Source organism: Pseudonocardia parietis, assembly GCF_017876315.1.
In the GTDB taxonomy this organism is placed as follows: domain Bacteria; phylum Actinomycetota; class Actinomycetes; order Mycobacteriales; family Pseudonocardiaceae; genus Pseudonocardia; species Pseudonocardia parietis.
In genome coordinates, this window is the sequence record NZ_JAGINU010000001.1 from 5,170,862 (window position 1) to 5,188,867 (window position 18,006).

The 18,006-nt window shown below is 74.2% G+C and carries 17 protein-coding genes; 7 read left to right on the forward strand and 10 right to left on the reverse strand.

The genetic code is table 11. The annotated features are described in order from the left end of the window. Positions 1-21 precede the first annotated feature (21 nt). The gene (ligD, locus tag JOF36_RS24280; protein WP_210036205.1) at positions 22-1,032 is read right to left on the reverse strand and encodes a non-homologous end-joining DNA ligase; all 1,011 of its coding nucleotides are present in this window, start codon (positions 1,030-1,032) and stop codon (positions 22-24) included. Between the two features lie 113 nt (positions 1,033-1,145). Here ligD and msrB point away from each other — a divergent pair, with 113 nt between their 5' ends. Beyond that, positions 1,146-1,592 carry a peptide-methionine (R)-S-oxide reductase MsrB gene (gene msrB, locus JOF36_RS24285; protein WP_210031078.1) on the forward strand — a complete coding sequence of 149 codons (447 nt, stop codon included), beginning with the start codon at positions 1,146-1,148 and terminating at the stop codon, positions 1,590-1,592. Between the two features lie 51 nt (positions 1,593-1,643). Here the strand turns inward: msrB and hemQ are convergent, their stop codons facing one another. After that, positions 1,644-2,339: a hydrogen peroxide-dependent heme synthase gene (hemQ, locus tag JOF36_RS24290; RefSeq protein WP_210031080.1), complete on the reverse strand. Its 696-nt coding sequence runs from the start codon at positions 2,337-2,339 to the stop codon at positions 1,644-1,646. A 171-nt stretch (positions 2,340-2,510) separates the two neighbouring features. Between hemQ and JOF36_RS24295 the strand changes: the two genes are divergently transcribed. Next, positions 2,511-2,981 (forward strand): nitroreductase family deazaflavin-dependent oxidoreductase, encoded by a 471-nt coding sequence (locus tag JOF36_RS24295; protein WP_307862570.1) that lies wholly within the window; start codon positions 2,511-2,513, stop codon positions 2,979-2,981. A 164-nt stretch (positions 2,982-3,145) separates the two neighbouring features. Here the strand turns inward: JOF36_RS24295 and hemG are convergent, their stop codons facing one another. After that, the gene (hemG, locus tag JOF36_RS24300) at positions 3,146-4,552 is read right to left on the reverse strand and encodes a protoporphyrinogen oxidase (protein WP_210031081.1); all 1,407 of its coding nucleotides are present in this window, start codon (positions 4,550-4,552) and stop codon (positions 3,146-3,148) included. After that, positions 4,549-5,625 carry a uroporphyrinogen decarboxylase gene (hemE, locus tag JOF36_RS24305; protein ID WP_210031082.1) on the reverse strand — a complete coding sequence of 359 codons (1,077 nt, stop codon included), beginning with the start codon at positions 5,623-5,625 and terminating at the stop codon, positions 4,549-4,551. Before hemE ends, hemG begins: the two co-directional genes overlap by 4 nt. Positions 5,626-5,719: 94 nt before the next feature. Here hemE and JOF36_RS24310 point away from each other — a divergent pair, with 94 nt between their 5' ends. The 3 genes from JOF36_RS24310 (at position 5,720) to JOF36_RS24320 (ending at position 8,582) form a co-directional block, all read left to right on the forward strand. Beyond that, on the forward strand, positions 5,720-6,340 hold the full coding sequence (locus JOF36_RS24310) for a DUF3000 domain-containing protein (protein WP_210031083.1): 621 nt from the start codon (positions 5,720-5,722) through the stop codon (positions 6,338-6,340). A gap of 311 nt (positions 6,341-6,651) precedes the next feature. Beyond that, positions 6,652-7,320 carry a LuxR C-terminal-related transcriptional regulator gene (locus JOF36_RS24315; protein WP_372447460.1) on the forward strand — a complete coding sequence of 223 codons (669 nt, stop codon included), beginning with the start codon at positions 6,652-6,654 and terminating at the stop codon, positions 7,318-7,320. 80 nt (positions 7,321-7,400) lie between these two features. Next, the gene (locus JOF36_RS24320; protein ID WP_210031084.1) at positions 7,401-8,582 is read left to right on the forward strand and encodes an HRDC domain-containing protein; all 1,182 of its coding nucleotides are present in this window, start codon (positions 7,401-7,403) and stop codon (positions 8,580-8,582) included. Positions 8,583-8,590: 8 nt separating this feature from the next. Here JOF36_RS24320 and JOF36_RS24325 read toward each other — a convergent pair whose 3' ends face one another. From JOF36_RS24325 to dxs, 3 genes are read right to left on the reverse strand one after another with little or no spacing between them, the layout of a single operon-like run. After that, complete coding sequence (locus JOF36_RS24325; RefSeq protein WP_307862571.1) at positions 8,591-9,769, reverse strand: sensor histidine kinase; 1,179 nt, start codon at positions 9,767-9,769, stop codon at positions 8,591-8,593. A gap of 3 nt (positions 9,770-9,772) precedes the next feature. Further along, positions 9,773-10,474, reverse strand: coding sequence for a response regulator transcription factor (locus JOF36_RS24330; RefSeq protein ID WP_210031085.1), 702 nt, complete (start codon positions 10,472-10,474; stop codon positions 9,773-9,775). Next, the gene (gene dxs / locus JOF36_RS24335; RefSeq protein ID WP_210031088.1) at positions 10,474-12,462 is read right to left on the reverse strand and encodes a 1-deoxy-D-xylulose-5-phosphate synthase; all 1,989 of its coding nucleotides are present in this window, start codon (positions 12,460-12,462) and stop codon (positions 10,474-10,476) included. The genes JOF36_RS24330 and dxs overlap by 1 nt, the downstream gene beginning before the upstream one ends. A 680-nt stretch (positions 12,463-13,142) precedes the next feature. Between dxs and JOF36_RS41045 the strand changes: the two genes are divergently transcribed. Then, positions 13,143-14,525, forward strand: a complete 1,383-nt coding sequence (locus JOF36_RS41045; protein WP_210031095.1) for a GGDEF domain-containing protein — start codon at positions 13,143-13,145, stop codon at positions 14,523-14,525. Positions 14,526-14,529: 4 nt separating this feature from the next. On the opposite strand, the gene JOF36_RS24345 is transcribed toward JOF36_RS41045, so the two are convergent. From JOF36_RS24345 to JOF36_RS24355, 3 genes are all read right to left on the reverse strand, one after another. Further along, on the reverse strand, positions 14,530-15,855 hold the full coding sequence (locus tag JOF36_RS24345) for a GGDEF domain-containing protein (RefSeq protein WP_210031097.1): 1,326 nt from the start codon (positions 15,853-15,855) through the stop codon (positions 14,530-14,532). Positions 15,856-16,299: 444 nt separating this feature from the next. Beyond that, on the reverse strand, positions 16,300-16,896 hold the full coding sequence (locus JOF36_RS24350; protein ID WP_210031103.1) for a histidine phosphatase family protein: 597 nt from the start codon (positions 16,894-16,896) through the stop codon (positions 16,300-16,302). A 4-nt stretch (positions 16,897-16,900) separates the two neighbouring features. Continuing rightward, entirely contained in the window at positions 16,901-17,326 is a 426-nt protein-coding gene (locus JOF36_RS24355) for an HIT family protein (protein ID WP_210031104.1), read from the reverse strand. A gap of 62 nt (positions 17,327-17,388) precedes the next feature. On the opposite strand from JOF36_RS24355, the gene JOF36_RS24360 reads away from it, so the two are divergent. Continuing rightward, positions 17,389-17,856 (forward strand): PPOX class F420-dependent oxidoreductase, encoded by a 468-nt coding sequence (locus JOF36_RS24360; RefSeq protein WP_210031107.1) that lies wholly within the window; start codon positions 17,389-17,391, stop codon positions 17,854-17,856. Positions 17,857-18,006: the final 150 nt, after the last annotated feature.

The following is an 18,006-nucleotide window of genomic DNA, read 5'->3' on the forward strand; positions in this document are numbered from 1 at the left end:
ATCGCGCCCCCGTTCGAGGATTCAGCTGTCCTTCGACCGGGCGCGGCTCGGCTGCACCCGCATCGGCTCGCCGGGCATCTTCGGATACTCCGGCGGGTAGGGCATCTCGGCGACGCCCAGCTCGGCCTCGTCCTCGGCGAACCACTCCAGCGCGGTCTCACAGCCGCCGCGGTGCTCGTCCATGTGCTCGTGCGGGTCGCCGTGCCGTTCCAGCAGGCCGGGGACGGTGCGCAGGGTGAACTCGGCCGGGTCGACCTCGCCGACCGCGTCCCAGGTCAGCGGCATGGACACGGTCGCGTCCGGGAGCCCGCGCACCGACCAGGCCGAGGCGATGGTGCGGTCCCGGGCGGCCTGGTTGAAGTCGAGGAAGACCCGCTCGCCGCGTTCCTCCTTCCACCAGTCCACGGTGGCCCGCTCGGGGATGCGCCGGCACACCCGCCGGGCGATCGCGATCACCGCGTGGCGCACCTCGACGAAGTCCCACTCCGGCCGGATCGGGCAGAACACGTGCAGGCCCCGGCCGCCGGACGTCTTCGGCCAGCCGGTCAGACCGGCCTCGTCGAGCACCTCGCGCAGTACGACGGCGACGGCGGCCGCGTCGGCGAAGTCGGTGCCCGGCTGCGGGTCGAGGTCGATGCGCAGCTCGTCGGGGTGGTCGGTGTCGGCGCAGCGGACCGGCCACGGGTGGAAGTCGAGGGTGTTGAGGTTGGCCGCCCAGGCGATCGTCGCCGGTTCGGTGATCGCCACCGACTCGGCCGTGCGCCCGCTGGGGAAGGTCACCGTGCAGGTCCGCACCCAGTCCGGGGCACCCTTGGGGACCCGCTTGACGAAGAACGGCTCGCCGTCGGCGCCGTCGTTGAACCGTTTGAGGTTGGTGGGCCGGTCCCGCAGGGCACGCGTCATCGGCCCGCCGACGGCCAGGTAGTACTCGACCACCTCGCGCTTGGTGATCCCGAGCTTGCCGAACGCGACCTTGTCCGGGCTGGTCAGGCGGACGTCGCGGGGGCCGTCCGGCCCGTCGACCTGCAGCATCACGACCTCGCGACTGGGCACGCGGGCGAACCTACCGCGATCCGGGCGCCCGTCGTGACTCCTGAGCCACGCCGGGCCCGACCCCGCGCCCGCGAACGGGTTAGCGTGGGTGCATGGGTCTGTTCAGCAGCGACACCGGATCCGGCGCCGTCGAGCCCGCGCCGAAGATTCAGAGGACCGACGAGGAATGGCGGGCCCAGCTCAGCTCGGCCGAGTACCAGGTGCTCCGCCAGGCCGGGACCGAGCGCCCGTTCACCGGGGAGTACACCGATACGACGACGACCGGCGTGTACCGCTGCCGGGCGTGCGAGGCGGAGCTGTTCCGCAGCGAGACGAAGTTCGAGTCGCACTGCGGGTGGCCGTCGTTCTTCACACCGCTGGCCGGGGAGTCGGTCATCGAGCGCACCGACAGCAGCATGGGCATGGCCCGCACCGAGGTGCTGTGCGCGAACTGCCACAGCCACCTGGGCCACGTGTTCGCCGGGGAGGGCTACGGCACCCCGACCGACCTGCGCTACTGCATCAACTCGATCTCGCTCACCCTGGAGCCGGGCAAGTAGCACCTCCGGCGCGCCGGCCCGATCCGACCGGGCCGGCGCCCCCGTACCCGCTCAGGGCAGCGACGCCACCAGGTCACCGACCTGCACGCGCGGCCCGGTGTAGAACGGGACCTCCTCGCGGACGTGCCGGCGGGCCTCCGTGCCACGCAGGTGGCGCATGAGGTCGACGATCCGGTGCAGCTCGTCCGCCTCGAACGCGAGGATCCACTCGTAGTCGCCGAGCGCGAACGCGGGAACGGTGTTGGCGCGGACGTCCGGGTAGTCGCGGGCCTCCTTGCCGTGGTCGGCGAGCATCGTGCGCCGCTCCTTGTCCGGCAGCAGGTACCAGTCGTAGGACCGGACGAACGGGTACACGCAGACGTAGCGCTTCGGGTCCTCGCCCGCCATGAACGCCGGCACGTGGCTCTTGTTGAACTCCGCGGGCCGGTGCAGCGCGGTCTGGCTCCACACCGGCACGGACGCGCGGCCGAGCGCGGTGGTTCGGCGCAGGTCGGCGTAGGCGGCCTGCAGCGACTCGATCTCGCCGGCGTGCCACCAGATCATGTAGTCGGCGTCGTGCCGGACACCGGCGAGGTCGTAGACGCCGCGGACGGTGACGTCCTTGTTGGCGAGCGAGTCCAGGTACTCGGTGGCCTGCCGGGCGGCCTCGGCCCGGTCGTCGCCCAGCGTGCCGGGCTGCACCCGGAACACCGACCACATGGTGTACCGGAGGGTCTCGTTGATCGCATTGACGTCCACGCGGGCCATGGCCCGGATGCTACGCCGCCGGTCAGGGCACCCTCAGCACGTGTCCTCGTCGGGTCGGTGGGCCGGCCCGGCCGGTTGACGACGGCTGCGCGGGCTGGTCTCCTCGTGCGCCATGCAACCCCGGGACGATACGGAGACAGCTCGGTCGGTCGTCACCGAGGGAACCGGGACGTGACCCCACCGGCCGGTCTGCGGATCCTGCGCACGCGTGCCCTCGCCCGGGCACCCATCGTGGCCTACCGGCTCGGGCTCGGGTTCCTGTTCGGCAGCCGGATGCTGCTGCTCGAACACGTCGGCCGGACCAGCGGGGCGCCCCGGTTCGCCGTGCTCGAGGTCGCCGACCGGCCGGGGCCGGGGCGCTACATCGTCGTGTCGGGGTTCGGCGAGCGCGCGCAGTGGTTCCGCAACGTCGTCGCCGAGCCCCGGGTCCGGGTCTCGGTCGGGAGACGGCGCGCGGTGCAGGCGACGGCGCACCGGCTCCCGCAGGACCGGGCCGCGGCCCTGCTCGCCGACTATCCGCGACGGCATCCGCACGCCTGGGCCCGGCTGGAGCCGACCATCCGGGCCGCGTGCGGGCTCACCCCGGACGAGCCACTCGCCCCGCACGTCCCGGTCGTGGAACTGGTGCTGGACCGACCGTAGCGCGGCCCACCGACAGGCCCATCCCTCCGAGCGGCCACGACCGTGCTGATCGACCGGTGAGGCGCACGATTCCGCCCCCAGCAGGGCGCGAAGGTGCTGATCGACAGTGCGCGGCGCGCGAGCGCAGCGGCGGTTCAGGTGCCAGGCGCGAGAGTGGGGCGTGGTCAGCCGGCCGGGGCGAGTGCCTGTGCCAGCTGCTCGGCGGCGGCCCGGGCGGTGCCCACGCAGGCCGGAACGCCGACGCCGTGCAGCATCGCCCCGGCGACCGCGAGGCCCGGCTCCGCCGCCACCGCTTCCTCCAGGGCCGCGACGATCCCGCCGTGCCCGACGCCGTACTGCGGCAGTCCCCCGCCCCACCGCTGCACGTGCACCGCGACCGGCTCGGCGTCGATCCCGTCGAGGGTCAGCAGGTCCGCGCGGGTGCGGGCAACCAGCTCGGCGTCGTCGACCTGCAGGGTCGCCTGCTCGCCGAAACGGCCGGTCGAGGCACGGACACGGACCAGGCCGTCCTCCCCGAGGTGCGCCCACTTCGTCGACGCGTGGGTCACGCCCTTCACCGAGAGCGGCTCGTCGGCGGCGACCAGGCAGCCGCTCGTGCCCGGCATGTCCACCACGTCCGACGCCCGGTAGGCCAGCGCCACCACCGCCGAGGACGCCAGCTCGACCCGGCCCGCCGCGGCGGACGCGACCGGGACGACCGGCTCCAGCAACCGGCGCAGCGCCGGCGCGGGGACGGCGAGCACCACGGCGTCCACGTCGAGGGTCTCGGGCTCGGGGACCGGGCCGAGCACCAGCCGCCACCCGGCGTCGCGCCGCTCCAGTTCCCGCACCGTCACGCCGGTGCGGACCGTCGCCGAGGAGGCCGCGACCAGCGCCGCGATCACCTCCCCGTAGCCGCCGCGGACCGCACCGAACACCGGCCCGGCCAGCGTGCCCGCCTGCTGCCCGCTCGCTGCCATCCCCGCGGAGGCGGCCTCGGTCAGCGACGGGGCACCGTCGTCGAGCGCGGTGGCCAGCGCGGGGACGGTGGCCCGCAGGCCCAGGGCGTCGACCCGGCCCGCGTACACCCCGCCCAGCAGCGGGTCCGCGATCCGGTCCACCACCTCCGGGCCGAACCGCTCACGCAGCAGCCCCCCGAGCGCGGTGTCCGCCCCCGGTTCCCAGCTCAGCGGCCGGGACCGCTCGGCCGCCACCGACGTCATCCCTGCCGGGGACAGCACGCCGTCGAGCGCGGCGTCGCGCCCGGGTACGCCCATCAGCGTGCCGCGCGGCAGCCCGGCCGTCCGCCCGCCGGCGCGGATCGTGGCCGTCGCGCCGGTCGGGTGGGTCAGCGAGGACGACAGGCCGATCTCGGCGAGCAGCGCGGGCATCTCGGGGCGGCGGACCAGGAAGGCCTCGGCACCGACGTCGAACGGCATCCCGGCCAGATCGACCGTGTGCAGCACTCCGCCGAGCCGGTCCCGCTGCTCGAGCAGGACGATCTCGGCGGACGCGCCCAGCAGGGTGCGCAACCGGTGCGCGGCGACGAGCCCGGAGATCCCGCCGCCGACGACGGCGACCCGGGGGCTCACGCGACCGGCTGGGCGTGAATCGTCTCGACGGTCCGCGTGATGACGTCCGGGTCGGTCTGCGGCAGCACCCCGTGCCCCAGGTTGAACACGTGCCCGGGACAGCGCGCACCCTCGGCGGCGATCCGGACGACATCGGCGTCGATCGCCTCCTGGCCCGCGAACAGCACCGCCGGGTCGAGGTTGCCCTGGACCGGCACCGCGGCACCGGTGCGGGCCGCGGCGACGTCCAGCGGGGTGCGCCAGTCGACTCCGATGACGTCGGCGCCGGCCTCGGTCATCGCGCCGTACAGCTCCGCGGTACCGACGCCGAAGTGGATCCGGGGCAGCCCGCTGTCGGCGAACGATCCCAGCACCCCTGCCGAGTGCGGCAGCACGAACTCGCGGTAGTCCCGCTCGGACAGCGCGCCCGCCCAGGAGTCGAACAGCTGCACCGCGTCCACCCCGGCCGCGACCTGGCTCTGCAGGAAGGTGCCGGTGAGCCGGGACAGCTTCGCCATCAGGGAGTGCCAGAGCGCCGGCTCGGAACGCATGAGCGACTTGGTCGCCTCGTGGTTGCGGCTGGGGCCGCCCTCGACGAGGTAGGACGCGAGGGTGAACGGCGCCCCGGCGAACCCGATCAGCGGGGTCCGCCCGAGCTCGGGCAGCAACAGCGCGATCGCCTCGGCGACCGGGGCGACCTGCTCGGGCGCCAGCTCGGGCAGCGCCTCGATGTCCGCGGCGGTGCGCACCGGGTGGTCCATCACCGGGCCGGTACCCGGAACGATGTCGACCCCGATGCCGGCCAGGTACAGCGGCACGACGATGTCGGAGAAGAGGATCGCGGCGTCCACATCGTGCCTGCGCACCGGCTGCAGGGTGATCTCACAGGTGAGGTCCGGCGTCAGGCAGGCCTCGAGCATCCCGTTGCCTTCCCGCAGCGCCCGGTACTCGGGCAGCGACCGCCCCGCCTGGCGCATGAACCACGCCGGCAGCCGGGACGGGCGGTGGCCGTGCACCGCGTCCAGGAAGGGGGAACCGGCCAGCTCGCGGCGGGCCGGTGCACTGGTCGCGGGGGTGACGATGCCTGCACTCATGACCAGCCCATCCTCGCATGTGCCCCGGAGCGCCGTGCGGGTGCCCGGCGCGCCTGCGGGCCGGTCCGGCGCACACGCTCTAAAGTCCCCCGCCGTGCCGGACCCCAACCCCCCACCGCCGCTGTTCCGCCGGGCGATGGCCTCGCTCACGTCGGTGGCGCCGCGCCCCGAGCTCGTGGTACGCCCGCTCGAGGCCCCGCCCCGGCTCGCGCCGTTCAGCTGGGCGACGAGCGTGGAGGCCGACATCGGGCACCGCGGCGACGGCACGGACGACCTGGACGAGCCGGACACCTCGGGGCGACTGATCCTGTTGCACGACCCGGAGGGCCAGGACCGCTGGCAGGGCACCTTCCGGCTGGTCTGCTTCGTCCAGGCCCGGCTCGAGGCCGGTCAGCTCGGTGACGACATGCTGCCGCGGATCGGATGGTCCTGGCTGACCGACGCGCTCGAGTACGCCGGCGCCGGGTTCACCGCGCTGAGCGGGACCGTCACCCAGACCTCGTCGGTCCGGTTCGGCGGCCTGCGCGAGGACGGTGGCGTGCGGGAGGGGGACGAACCTCCACGGGAGGACGACGTGGAGCTGCGCGCCTCCTGGTCGCCTACGGAGAGCGACGCCGATCTTGCCCGACACGCCGTCGCGTTCGGCTCCCTGGTGGCGACCGCGGCCGGTCTGCCGCCGGTCGGCGCAGTCCCGCTGAGCCGGTCACCCGGCTGATAGCCGCAGGCCAGCGGCGTGCTGACGAAAAAGATCACCCGTGTGGGTGGGACGACGCCCACATCCATGTAACTTTCCGGGCCAGAAGTTCGAATGCACACGGGACGTTAGGCCGCATGGAGGGATACCATCTCCCTCATGGCACCCACCCGGGCGGCCGAGCGCCACTCTCCGTCCCCTCGGGTTCCGGTGTTGGTCGGGGGCTGACGACCGACTCCAGGAAGGTTGACGACGTGGCTGTACTTGGCCAGCAAGTGCCGGCGCAGAGCTCCGGCGGCACCACCGCGGGTGGCGCACCGATCGGTGGAGCCGTGCTCTCGCCGGGGATCGTCCCGCAGCCGCGGGAGGAGTTGTTCACGGTTCTCGTCGTGGACGACCACCCGCTGCTCCGCGAGGCGATCGCGGGGCGACTCCGCTCCATGGGGGCGGGCACCGTGCACGAGGCCGCCTCGGTGACCGAGGCGCGTGCCCGTGCGCACGCGGCCGGTCCGTGCGATCTCGCGATCCTCGATCTGACCCTGCCGGACGGCAGCGGTCTCGACCTGGTCAGCGAGCTCCGTTCGCTGGGCTGGAACCGGCTGGTGGTGCTGGCGTCCTCGGACGACCCGTACGCCGTCCGCTCGGCCTTCCAGGCGGGGGCGCAGGCGTACCTGCTGAAGTCCGCCTCGCCGTCGGTGGTCACCGACGGTGTCAAGCGGGTGCTCGACGGCGGCGTCTACGCCGACCCGACGGTCGCCCCGCTGCTGGCAACCGGTTCCCGGGTGCCGGGCACCGACAACACCCCGCGCGAACTCTCGGCCCGCGAGGTCGAGGTGCTCCAGCTGGTGGCCGACGGCCAGTCCAACAAGGAGATCGGCGAGGCGCTGAGCCTCTCGGCCCTGACGGTGAAGAGCCACCTGTCGCGGATCGGGCGCAAGCTCGGCACCGGCGACCGCGCCCAGATGGTGGCGCTGGCGATGCGTGCGGGGGTCATTCGCTGAACCGGGGGGCGAGCGCAGTCGGCGGCACGGAGACCACCCGGCCGTCCGGCTCGCCGTCCCCGGACGGTTCACCCGATCCGGTGGCGCTGCTGCAGCCCGCCGACGGGCTCCCACCGGTGACGACGTCCACCGAGGCTCTCGCCGAGGTGGCCGCGGCGTTCGCCGGCGGGACCGGGCCGGTCGCCATGGACGCCGAGCGCGCCTCCGGTTTCCGCTACTCGCAACGCGCCTACCTGGTGCAGCTGCGCCGGGCGGGCGCCGGGTCCGCGCTCGTCGACCCGATCCCGCTGCACGGCGAGTTCGCCGAGCTCGCCGACGTGCTGGACGGCCCGGAGTGGGTGCTGCACGCCGCGTCCCAGGACCTGTCCTGCCTCGCCGAGCTGGGCCTGCGGCCGGCGTCGCTGTTCGACACCGAGCTGGCCGGACGGCTTGCCGGGCTCCCCCGCGTCGGCCTCGGCCCGATGGTCGAGAGCCTGCTCGGGCTCTCCCTGGAGAAGGGGCACGGCGCCGCGGACTGGTCGCGCCGCCCGCTGCCCGAGGACTGGCTGGTCTACGCGGCGCTCGACGTCGAGGTGCTGCTCGAGCTGCGGGACGTGCTGACCGGCATGCTCGACACGCACGGCAAGCTCGAGTGGGCCCGCCAGGAGTTCGAGGCCGTCCGCACCGCCCCGCCCGCCGCGCCGCGGGCCGAGCCGTGGCGGCGGACCTCCGGGATCCACAAGGTGCGCAAGCCCCGCCCGCTCGCGGCGGTACGCGAGCTGTGGCACGCCCGCGACACGCTCGCCGCCGAGCGGGACATCGCCCCCGGCCGGGTGCTGCCGGACTCCGCCATCGTCGACGCCGCCGTCCGCAATCCGGACTCGGCCCAGAGCCTGGCCGAGCTACCGGTGTTCCGCGGCCGGTCCCAGCGCAGGCTGGCCCGGTACTGGTTCGACGCCCTGCGGCGCGCCGCCGAGCTGCCCGAGGCGGAGCTGCCGCGCGGGTCGGCACCGACCGACGGACCGCCGCCGGTGTCCCGCTGGGCCGACCGCGATCCCGACGCGGCCGCCCGGCTGACGGCCGCCCGGGCCGCCCTCACCGAGGTCTCCGACCAGCACGACGTACCGGTGGAGAACCTGCTCCAGCCCGACCTGCTGCGCCGGATGTGCTGGACCCCGCCGTCCGACGGCGACGTCCGCGGCGCCCTGTCCGCCGGCGGCGCGCGACCGTGGCAGGTCGAGCTCCTCACCCCACTGCTGGAACCGGTCCTCGACACCCGCTGAGCTGCGCCTCAGGGGTTCGGGAAGACCGGTAGCTCCCCCTGGTCCGCGGCGCCGCGCACCCCGGCGCCGCCCGGCAGGACCACCCGTACCGCCAGCCCGCCCCCGGTCACGGCCTCGGCGGTGACCCGGCCGCCGTGCGCCGTCGCGACGGCCCGGACGATCGACAGCCCCAGTCCCGAGCCCCGGGTGTGTGCGGTGCGGGCCACCGGGCCCCGGCGGAACGGTTCGAACAGTTCCGCCACCCGGTCCGGGGCGAGCTCCGGCCCCGACGAGGCGACCCGCAGCAGCACCGTCCGGGGCTCGCCGGCCGCCGGGTCGCACCCGATGTCGATCCAGCCGCCGTCCCGGTTGTGCCGGACCGCGTTCTCCAGCAGGTTCGCCACCAGCCGGCGCAGCAGCACCTCGTCCCCGCCGACGACGGCCGGGCACGCGTCGGTCCGCACCACCAGCCCGCGAGCCGCGGCCTCCGGGGCGACCGCGTCCAGCTCCACGGCGACGACGTCCCCCATGTCGACCGTGGTCCGATCGGCGCCGGCCAGCGGGCCGGTGGCCTCGGTCCGGGCCAGCAGCAGCAGGCCGGTGACGAGCTCGTCACAGCGCCGGCCGGCCTCGCGGACCACCTCGGCCATCCGGCGCAGCTCGGCGGCGTCGGCGTCGGGATCCTGCAGGGTCACGTCGATCTCGGTGCGCAGCACCGCGAGCGGGGTGCGCAGCTCGTGCCCGGCGTTGGCCACGAACCGGCGCTGGGCGTCGAAGGCGGCCTGCAGCCGGTCCAGCATCGCGTCGAACGACGCCGCCAGCTCGGCCACCTCGCCGCGCGCCGACTCCAGCGCGACCCGCTCGTCCAGCGAGCTCGCGGACAGCCGGGACGCGGTGTCGACCACCCGGTGCAGCGGGTCCAGCACCCGCCCCACCAGCACCCATGCCGTCACCGCACCGGCGGCGACGACCAGCGGGAACGCGATCAGACCGGCCCGCAGCACCTCGTCCCGGGCGGACGCGGCGATCGCGTCCCGCGCCGTCTCGGCGGGCACCGGCACCCCGTTGACGACGACGGTGCCGGGCAGCGCCGGGGTCCCGGCGACGGCCGCGCCGACCAGCATCCAGCCCAGCCACAGCAGCAACGCCGCCACCACCGCGACCAGCACGGTCGCCAGCAGCGTGAGGCGCGGCCGCAGGCGCTGCACGCCTCAGCCCGCCGCGGTCCCGGCGGCGGGTGGGGCGTCGAGCAGCGCGTCCGGTATCCGGTAACCGGCCCCGACGACCGTGTCGATCAGTCCGGGCTCGCCGAGCTTCTTGCGCAGGGTCATCACGGTGACCCGCACGGTGGTGGTGAAGGGGTCGGCGTTCTCGTCCCACACCCGTTCCAGGAGCTCCTCGCTGGAGACGACGGTGCCGCCCGCGGCGAGCAGGACCTCCAGCACCCCGAACTCCTTGCGGGTCAGCTCGACGGGCCGCCCGGAGCGGCTGACCGTCCGCCGCGCCGGGTCCAGCACCAGGTCCCCCGCCGCGAGCGTCGGCGGTACGGCCGGGGTGGCGCGGCGGCCGAGCGCGCGGACCCGGGCCACCAGCTCGGGGAAGTCGAACGGCTTGGCGAGGTAGTCGTCCGCTCCCCGGGACAGGCCCTCGACCTTGTCGGCGAGCGTGCCGGACGCGGTCAGCATCAGCACCCGGGTGATGCCACCGGCCGCGACCAGCTCGTCGCACAGCTCGTCCCCGCTGCGCCCGGGCAGGTCCCGGTCGAGGACGGCGACGTCGTAGCGGGTCACCGAGAGCTTCTCGGAGCCCTCGTCGCCGTCGTAGGCGACGTCGACGGCCATCCCGTCCCGGCGCAGACCGCGCGCGACCGCGTCGGCCATCGCGGGCTCGTCCTCGACGACGATCACACGCATCAGCCGGCGTGCTCCGGGTCGAGGGACGACGCCGCGTCCACCCGGTCGTCGACCCGCGCGCCCGACGTCGCGGCGGCCCACTCGGTCACCCGCCGGGCGACGTCCTGCTCGGTCAGCCCGGCCTTCGCGAGCACGTCGTCGCGGCTGCCGTGCTCCAGGTACTGCTGGGGCAGCGCCAGGTCCCGCTGGCGGACGTCGATGTCGGCGCTGCGCAGCGCGCCGGACAGCGCCGAGCCGAAGCCGCCGTGCGTGCCGCAGTCGGACACCGTCACGACGAGCCGGTGCTCGGCCGCGAGGTCGAGCAGCTCCCGTGGCACCGGCAGCACCCAGCGCGGGTCCACCACGGTGACGTCCACGCCCTGGTCAGCGAGCCGCTTCGCGGCCGCGACACCGAGCTTCCCGAACACGCCGACGCACACCAGCAGGACATCGGAGCGCCCCGCGTCCCCGGCGGGCTCGTGCAGCACGTCGACGCCGGCCGGACCGTCGAGCCGGCGCACCGCGGGTACCGCGGAGATCACCGAGCCCTTCGGGTAGCGCAGCGCGGTCGGCCCGTCGGTGACGGCGACGGCCTCCCGGAACTCCTCGCGCAGCGTCACCGCGTCGCGCGGGGCGGCGACCCGCATGCCGGGCACGACGCCCAGGAGCGACAGGTCCCACATGCCGTTGTGCGACGGCCCGTCGCTGCCGGTCACCCCGGACCGGTCCAGCATCAGGGTGAGCCGTTCGGAGTGCAGGCCCACGTCCATCAGCAGCTGGTCGAAGCCGCGGTTGAGGAACGTCGAGTAGAGCGCGACGACCGGGTGCATCCCGGCCCGGGACAGCCCGGCCGCGGTGGCCAGTGCGTGCTGCTCGGCGATGCCGACGTCGATCACCCGGTCCGGGTGGGCGGCCGCGAACGGCGCGAGCCCGGTCGGTCCCAGCATCGCCGCGGTGATCGCGACGACGTCGCTGCGCCGGGTGCCCAGGTCGACGAGCTCCGAGGAGAAGACGTCGGTCCAGCCGGTCGACGGGGTCCCGGTGGGTTCACCGGTCTCCGGGTCGAACGCGGACGGGCTGTGCATCTGCTCGGCCTCGTCGTTCACCGCAGGCGGGTAGCCGTTGCCCTTGCAGGTCACCGCGTGCACGATCACCGGCCCGCCGAACCGCTTCGCCCGGCTCAGCGCCGACTCGACCTGGGCGATGTCGTGCCCGTCGACCGGGCCGAAGTACTTGAGCCCCAGGTCGGAGAACAGCTCCTGCGGGCTCAGCGCGTCCTTCACACCGGCTTTGAACGCGTGCAGACCCGCGTAGAGGGCGGGTCCGACCACCGGTGTGCCCTGCACCGTCCGCTTGCCTGCCTCGAGCACGCGCTCGTAGCCGGGCTGCAGCCGCAGCGACGCGAGCCGGTCGGCCAGGCCGCCGATCGTCGGCGAGTACGAGCGTCCGTTGTCGTTGACGACGATCACGAGATTGCGATCGACGCCGCCACTCGTGCCCGATGTGCCGCCTCCGGCGGCGATGTTGTTGAGGGCCTCCCACGCCATCCCCCCGGTCAGCGCACCGTCACCGATCACGGCGACCACGTGCCGGTCCTGCCCGCCGAGCGCGTGCGCCCGGGCGATCCCGTCCGCCCAGGACAGCGACGACGACGCGTGGCTGGACTCCACGTGGTCGTGCACGGACTCGGCGCGGCTCGGGTACCCGGAGAGCCCGCCGGTCTTCTTCAGCTTGTCCCAGCCGTCCTGCCGGCCGGTCAGCAGCTTGTGGACGTACGCCTGATGCCCGGTGTCCCAGATCAGCGTGTCTCGCGGCGACTCGAAGACCCGGTGCAGGGCGATGGTCAGCTCGACCACGCCCAGGTTGGGTCCGAGGTGACCACCGGTGCGGGACACCGCCTTGATCAGGAACCCACGGATCTCGGCCGCCAGCGACGCGAGCTCCTCCGCTCCGAGCCCGCGCAGGTCGGCAGGTCGCCGGATCGCGGCGAGTCCCCGGTTCGTCGTCACGTGCTGCCTCCTCGCCGCCGGGCCCGCGCACGGGCGGCCCACCGCCGCGGCGGCCCGGCATCGACTCCTCGAGCCCACTCTACGGACGGGTACCCGAGCCGACCCGCCGGTGCGGCCGGACGCGGCGGGCGAGTCCGTCACCCGGACGGAGCCGTCGGCACGAACGCCCGCCGTCGACGCGGAGCACCTGCTCACCAACCCCAGTTACGCATTGCGATTCCCTCCCGAAGATCGATTCCGGACACCGCGGAAATCAATTCGCTCCCGCGGTTCGCTCGATTCACCAGCCCCAGTTGCGCATGGTCACCTCCGGCGCCGAGTTCCCTACATCTGCACGTACAGCGTGGCATGCGAGACGGGTCGAAGGCATGACGGAGCGATTTCGCCCCACCACCGGAACAGGGCGCACCGTGCATTCCTCCGGCCGTCCGGAGAACGGTCATCGACCGACCGATCCAGTGCCGCCATTGCACATTCACGCCCGACACCCGCCCGAACCAGCTGATCACATAGCGTGACATTCATACTTGTCCGCGCAACATCGTGGCGGTCACAGGGTCGTATCGATCACGGACGGCGACATGGTGCGGTTAGGATCACCTGGGTACGGCGCGAGCCGGCCCGCGTCCCGGGCCGGCGACGCAGCGCAGCACCCGGCCCGATCGGAAGGGGGATGCACGGTGCTCCCGTCCCCGGTCCGCCTGCGCGAGGTGACCCGCTGGCCCGTCTGGTCGATCCCGGCGCGCCTGCTCGGGGCGGTGCTCGCCGTCGAGCTGCTCGCCCTGTCGCTGATCGTGGCCGGGGTGCTGAACCTGCCGCCGCTCGACGGGCGGACGCTGGTCCTGCTGGCCACCCTGGCGGTGGCCGGGGTGTTGCACACCGAGATCATCGCCGGGGTGGAGCGGGTCCGGCGCTACACCGCCGAGACCCACCACGTGAACCTCACCTCGGTGTGGACGTTCGCGTCCGCACTGCTGCTGCCCCCGGCGCTCGGCGCGCTCGTGGTGGTGGTCATCTACACCCACCTCTACGTGCGGGTGCTGCGCCCGGTGCCGCCGCCGCAGCGCCGGCCGGTGTTCCGCGAGGTCTACAGCACCGCGACCGTCGTCCTGGCGGTGCACGCCGCGGCCGGCATCCTCGCCGCCACCCGGCCGGGCGAGCTCTACGACACGCTGCCCGGGGCCGTCGCGCTGGTGCTCACCCTGCTCGCCTACACCGTGGTGAACACCTGCCTGGTGCTCGGCGTGGTGGCGATGACCGCACCGGACACCCCGATCCTGCGCATCCTGTTCGGCGGTGACGAGCTCGCCCTGGAGCTGGCGACGCTGTGCCTGGGCGCGCTGACCGCGAGCGCCCTGGTCATCGGCGGGCCGCTGGTGACACTGCTGGCGATCCCGCCGATCATCGCCCTGCACCGCACGGTCCTGGTCCGCCAGCTGCGTGAGAAGGCCGATCTCGACGCCAAGACCGGGCTGCTCAACCACGACGCGTGGCACCTGCGCGGCTCCCACGAGCTGCAGCTCGCCGAGCGCGAACGACGGCAGGCCGCCCTGCTCATCCTCGACCTGGACCACTTCAAGGAGATCAACGACACGCACGGCCACCTCTACGGCGACCAGGTCCTCGCGGCGACCGCCCGCGTGCTGCGGGAGGAGCTGCGTGACCACGACCTGGTCGGCCGGTTCGGCGGCGAGGAGTTCGTGGTGCTGCTCCCCCGGCTCTCGGGCCACGACGGCCGCGAGGAGCTGCGGCAGGTCGCCGAGCGGCTGCGCGGACGGGTGTCCGGGGCGCCTGCGGACGAGGACGCCCGGTCCGCCGGGGGCGCGCCGCTGCCGGACGGGCCTGCCGACGGCCCACCGGCCGGGCGCGGCGGTGCCGGGATCACGGTCTCGATCGGCGGCGCGGTGTTCCCCACCGACGGCGGCGGCATGACGGCGCTGCTGGAGGTCGCCGACTCGGCGCTCTACGCGGCCAAGCGGGCCGGCCGGGACACCGTGCGGATCGGCCCGCACCCGTCCCGGGCGGCTGGTCCGGGCCCCGAGCCCGAACCCGAGCCGATCTGACCGGTCACGCCTCGGGACCCGGCTCCGTCACCGCCCGGCGGCCCAGCCGCACCCGGTTGCGCCCGGCCCGTTTGGCCGCGTAGAGGGCGTAGTCGGCCACCTGCATCAGCTCGTCGAGCGAGTCCCCGTCCGGCCCTGAGACCGCGACGCCGACCGACACGGAGAGGTCGGTGATCGTCAGCGGGCCGCCGGGGGCGTCGATGTGCACGGCGAGGCCGCGCACCGTGCTCCGGATCCGTTCGGCGGCGGCGTGCGCGAGCTCGCGCCCCGGTGGCCCCCCGGGCAGCTCGGCCAGCAGCACCACGAACTCCTCGCCGCCGAACCGGCCGACCGGGTCGACGTCGCGGACCTGGGCGGACAGCGCCCCTGCGACGGCGGCGAGCACCTCGTCGCCCGCCAGGTGGCCGTAGCCGTCGTTGACGGACTTGAAGTGGTCCAGGTCGAGGATCAACACCGCCACGGCACCCTGCTGGCGCCGCGTGCGGGCCAGTGCCCGGTGCGCCCGCCCGCGCCAGGCCGCGGCCGTGAGCAGGCCGGTCTTGGCGTCGGTGTTGGCCCGCTCCTCGAGCTGGCGGATGAGCACCGCCCGGTGCAGCACCAGCAGCGGCGGGAGCACGAGCAGCACGAGCAGCGGCTGGCGCATCGCGGCGAGGGCGGCGAGCACCGCCAGGCACAGCGTCGCACCCTCCAGCACGTGGTCGTCCCAGTCGCCGAGCACGCCCCGCCAGGCGAAGCGCCGGCCGGTGGTCAGGGACAGTGCCAGCGCGACCAGTGTCTGGTTGACCAGCACGTACACCAGCATCGCGAGCAGTAGCGCGCCGAAGCCGGCCGCCATGCTGCCCTCGCCGGCGCCGGACGCCACGGTGAGGCGCTCCGGTGCGGCCAGGGTCGCGGCGGCGTACGCGGCGAGCACGACGGTGCCGGTGGTGTAGACGTGCCGGTAGAGGGCGGCCCCGGCCGGACGCCAGACCCGCCACCACAGATGGCCGTAGATCCCGACCACCACGAGCCCGGCGAGCGCGGGGGGAAGCAGCAGCGCACCGGCGAAGGTCCACACACTGGACAGGTCGAAATAGGAGGCGTGCGCCACCCGGCGGCGGACCCGCTCGATCCCGGTCGCGAGCTCGGTGTGCAGCACGCCGAGAGCCACCAGACCGAGTGCCCCCAGCGCGGCTGCCCCGGTGGAACGGTCCGCCGGGAGGAGCACGGCACCGGTGACGACCAGGGCCGCGGCGCCGGTGACGACCGCGACGAGCACGACGATCATCGGCCGCGGCAGCTGCCGGACCGGCCACGACGCGGGGCCGCCCCGGGACCGCGACGCCGTCATCCCGGCGTCCCGTCGAGTGGCTCACGCCCCGCGGTGCGCCGGGCGGACGACCGTCGGACCATCACCCGAACGAGTACACTGACCGGCGCAATGTTGCGCAGAGTCACCCCCGTGGCTCGACCGACGGGAGGTGGCGTCATGGACAACCGTGGCTGGTGAACACCCGGCAGCGCCGTCACCGCAGCCGGGCCGCCCCTGCCGGTGTCAGCCATCCGGTACGGATCCCTTCGACGTGCTGCGGGGGCCGGCGGGGCCACCCGCTCACGCGGGATGTCGCCGTCGGGCTCGAGCCGCGCCGGGATTCACATCGAGAGTAGGTATCCGCCCGCGAAACGTCAGGCGTATCCCGCTGCGCACCGCCGGACGGCAGCGCGACGGCGACGAACGGCTGTCACCGGGCAGGACCCGGCACCTCCGGACATCCGGACGTTGCCGGTCACGGGCTCACAGCAGGTCCGCGACGTGGGAGATCTCGTTGACCGTCCGGGCCTTGCGCATGCCGTCCCGGGCGCACACCACGCGAGTCGTTCCGGTGTAGTCGAGCGGAAAGGGCAGCGTCCGGTCGGTACCCAGGATCGCCGCCAGATAGGCGTTCACCACACCGGCGTGCGCCACGACGACGGCGGTCGACCGGCCCGGGTGTGCGCCGACGATCTCCTCGACCGCGGCCTGCACCCGGGCGACGAACGCGCCCGTGTCGACGTGCTCGGGCAGGTGCCCGGCACGCATCCGCTCCCAGGTCGCCGGGTCCGCCCGCGCCATCTCGGCGATCGGGACGTACTCGGACCGCTCGGCGTCGTACTCGCGCAGTCCGGACCGGGTCGCGGGGGTCAGTCCGCGCTCGGCCGCCAGCGGCGCGGCCGTCTCGACGGCCCGGCGCATCGTGCTGGTGTAGAGCGCGTCGACGGGGTCGCCGGCCAGTGCGTCCACCAGGCGTGCGGCCTGGGCACGGCCCGCCGGGGTCAGCCCGGGATCGGCGTGGGTGCCGTCACCGTGCGCGACCCGCTCCGGGAGGGCGTGCCGGACCAGGATCAGCTGCACGCGCTCAGTCCGGGACGTGCGCGCCGTGGCCCGCCGCCCGCAGCCCGGACCGCAGCGCCTCGGCGTGCCCGTCCTGCTCGGCGGGGTCGACCTGCGCGGCGGCGTTGGCGAAGTCGAAGGCGCGCATGTCCTGTGCCGGGAAGACGTGCACGTGCAGGTGCGGCACCTCGAACCCGGCGACCATCAGCCCGACCCGCGGCGGTGCCCAGACCTCGCGCACGGCGAGGCCGACGGTGCGCGAGACCTCCATGAGGTGCGCGGTCAGCTCCGCGTCGGCGTCCACCCAGTGGTCGATCTCGGCGCGCGGCACGACCAGGGTGTGGCCGGGGCCGAGCGGGTTGATCGACAGGAAGCCGACGCAGTGCTCGTCGGCCCAGACGAACCGGCCGGGGATGTCGCCATCGATGATCTTCGTGAAGACGGTGCTCACAATGAGGAACCCTAGTGCCCGCGGCGAGGGACCCTAGCGTCCGCGGCACTAGGGTGACGCCCATGCCGCGCACGATCGCCACGAACACCCGCGTCGAGCTCGACGAGCTGCTCGAGTTCGTCCGTCCGCGCCACCACATGGTCCTCATGACGACCCGGTCCGACGGCGGGGTGCAGGCCTCCCCGGTCACCGGCGGCGTCGACGACGAGGGCCGCATCGTGATCGCGACCTACCCCGAGCGGGCCAAGTCGGCCAACGTCGCGGCGCACGGCCGGGCATCGGTCGTCGTGCTGTCCGACGAGTTCAACGGGGCCTGGGTCCAGGTCGACGGCGACGCCGAGCTGATCGGCCTGCCGGACGCGATCGAGCCGCTGGTCGACTACTTCCGCGCGATCTCCGGCGAGCACTCCGACTGGGACGAGTACCGCCGGGCGATGTCCGACCAGGGCAAGGCCCTGATCCGGATCACCCCGACCCGCTGGAGCCCGGTCGCGACGGGCGGGTTCCCGGCCCGGCTCGCCGAGGGCTGACGCACGCCTGGGAGGATCACCCGCCCGTCGACGTCGCCGGACGTGCACGACGGAGCGACCAGATGCTCCGCGGCCGGTCCGCGGAGTGCGTGGCAACGGCGCCCGCCGGAGATAGGTTTGAGCGCGCACGCGGCCGGTGGCCGGGTCGCG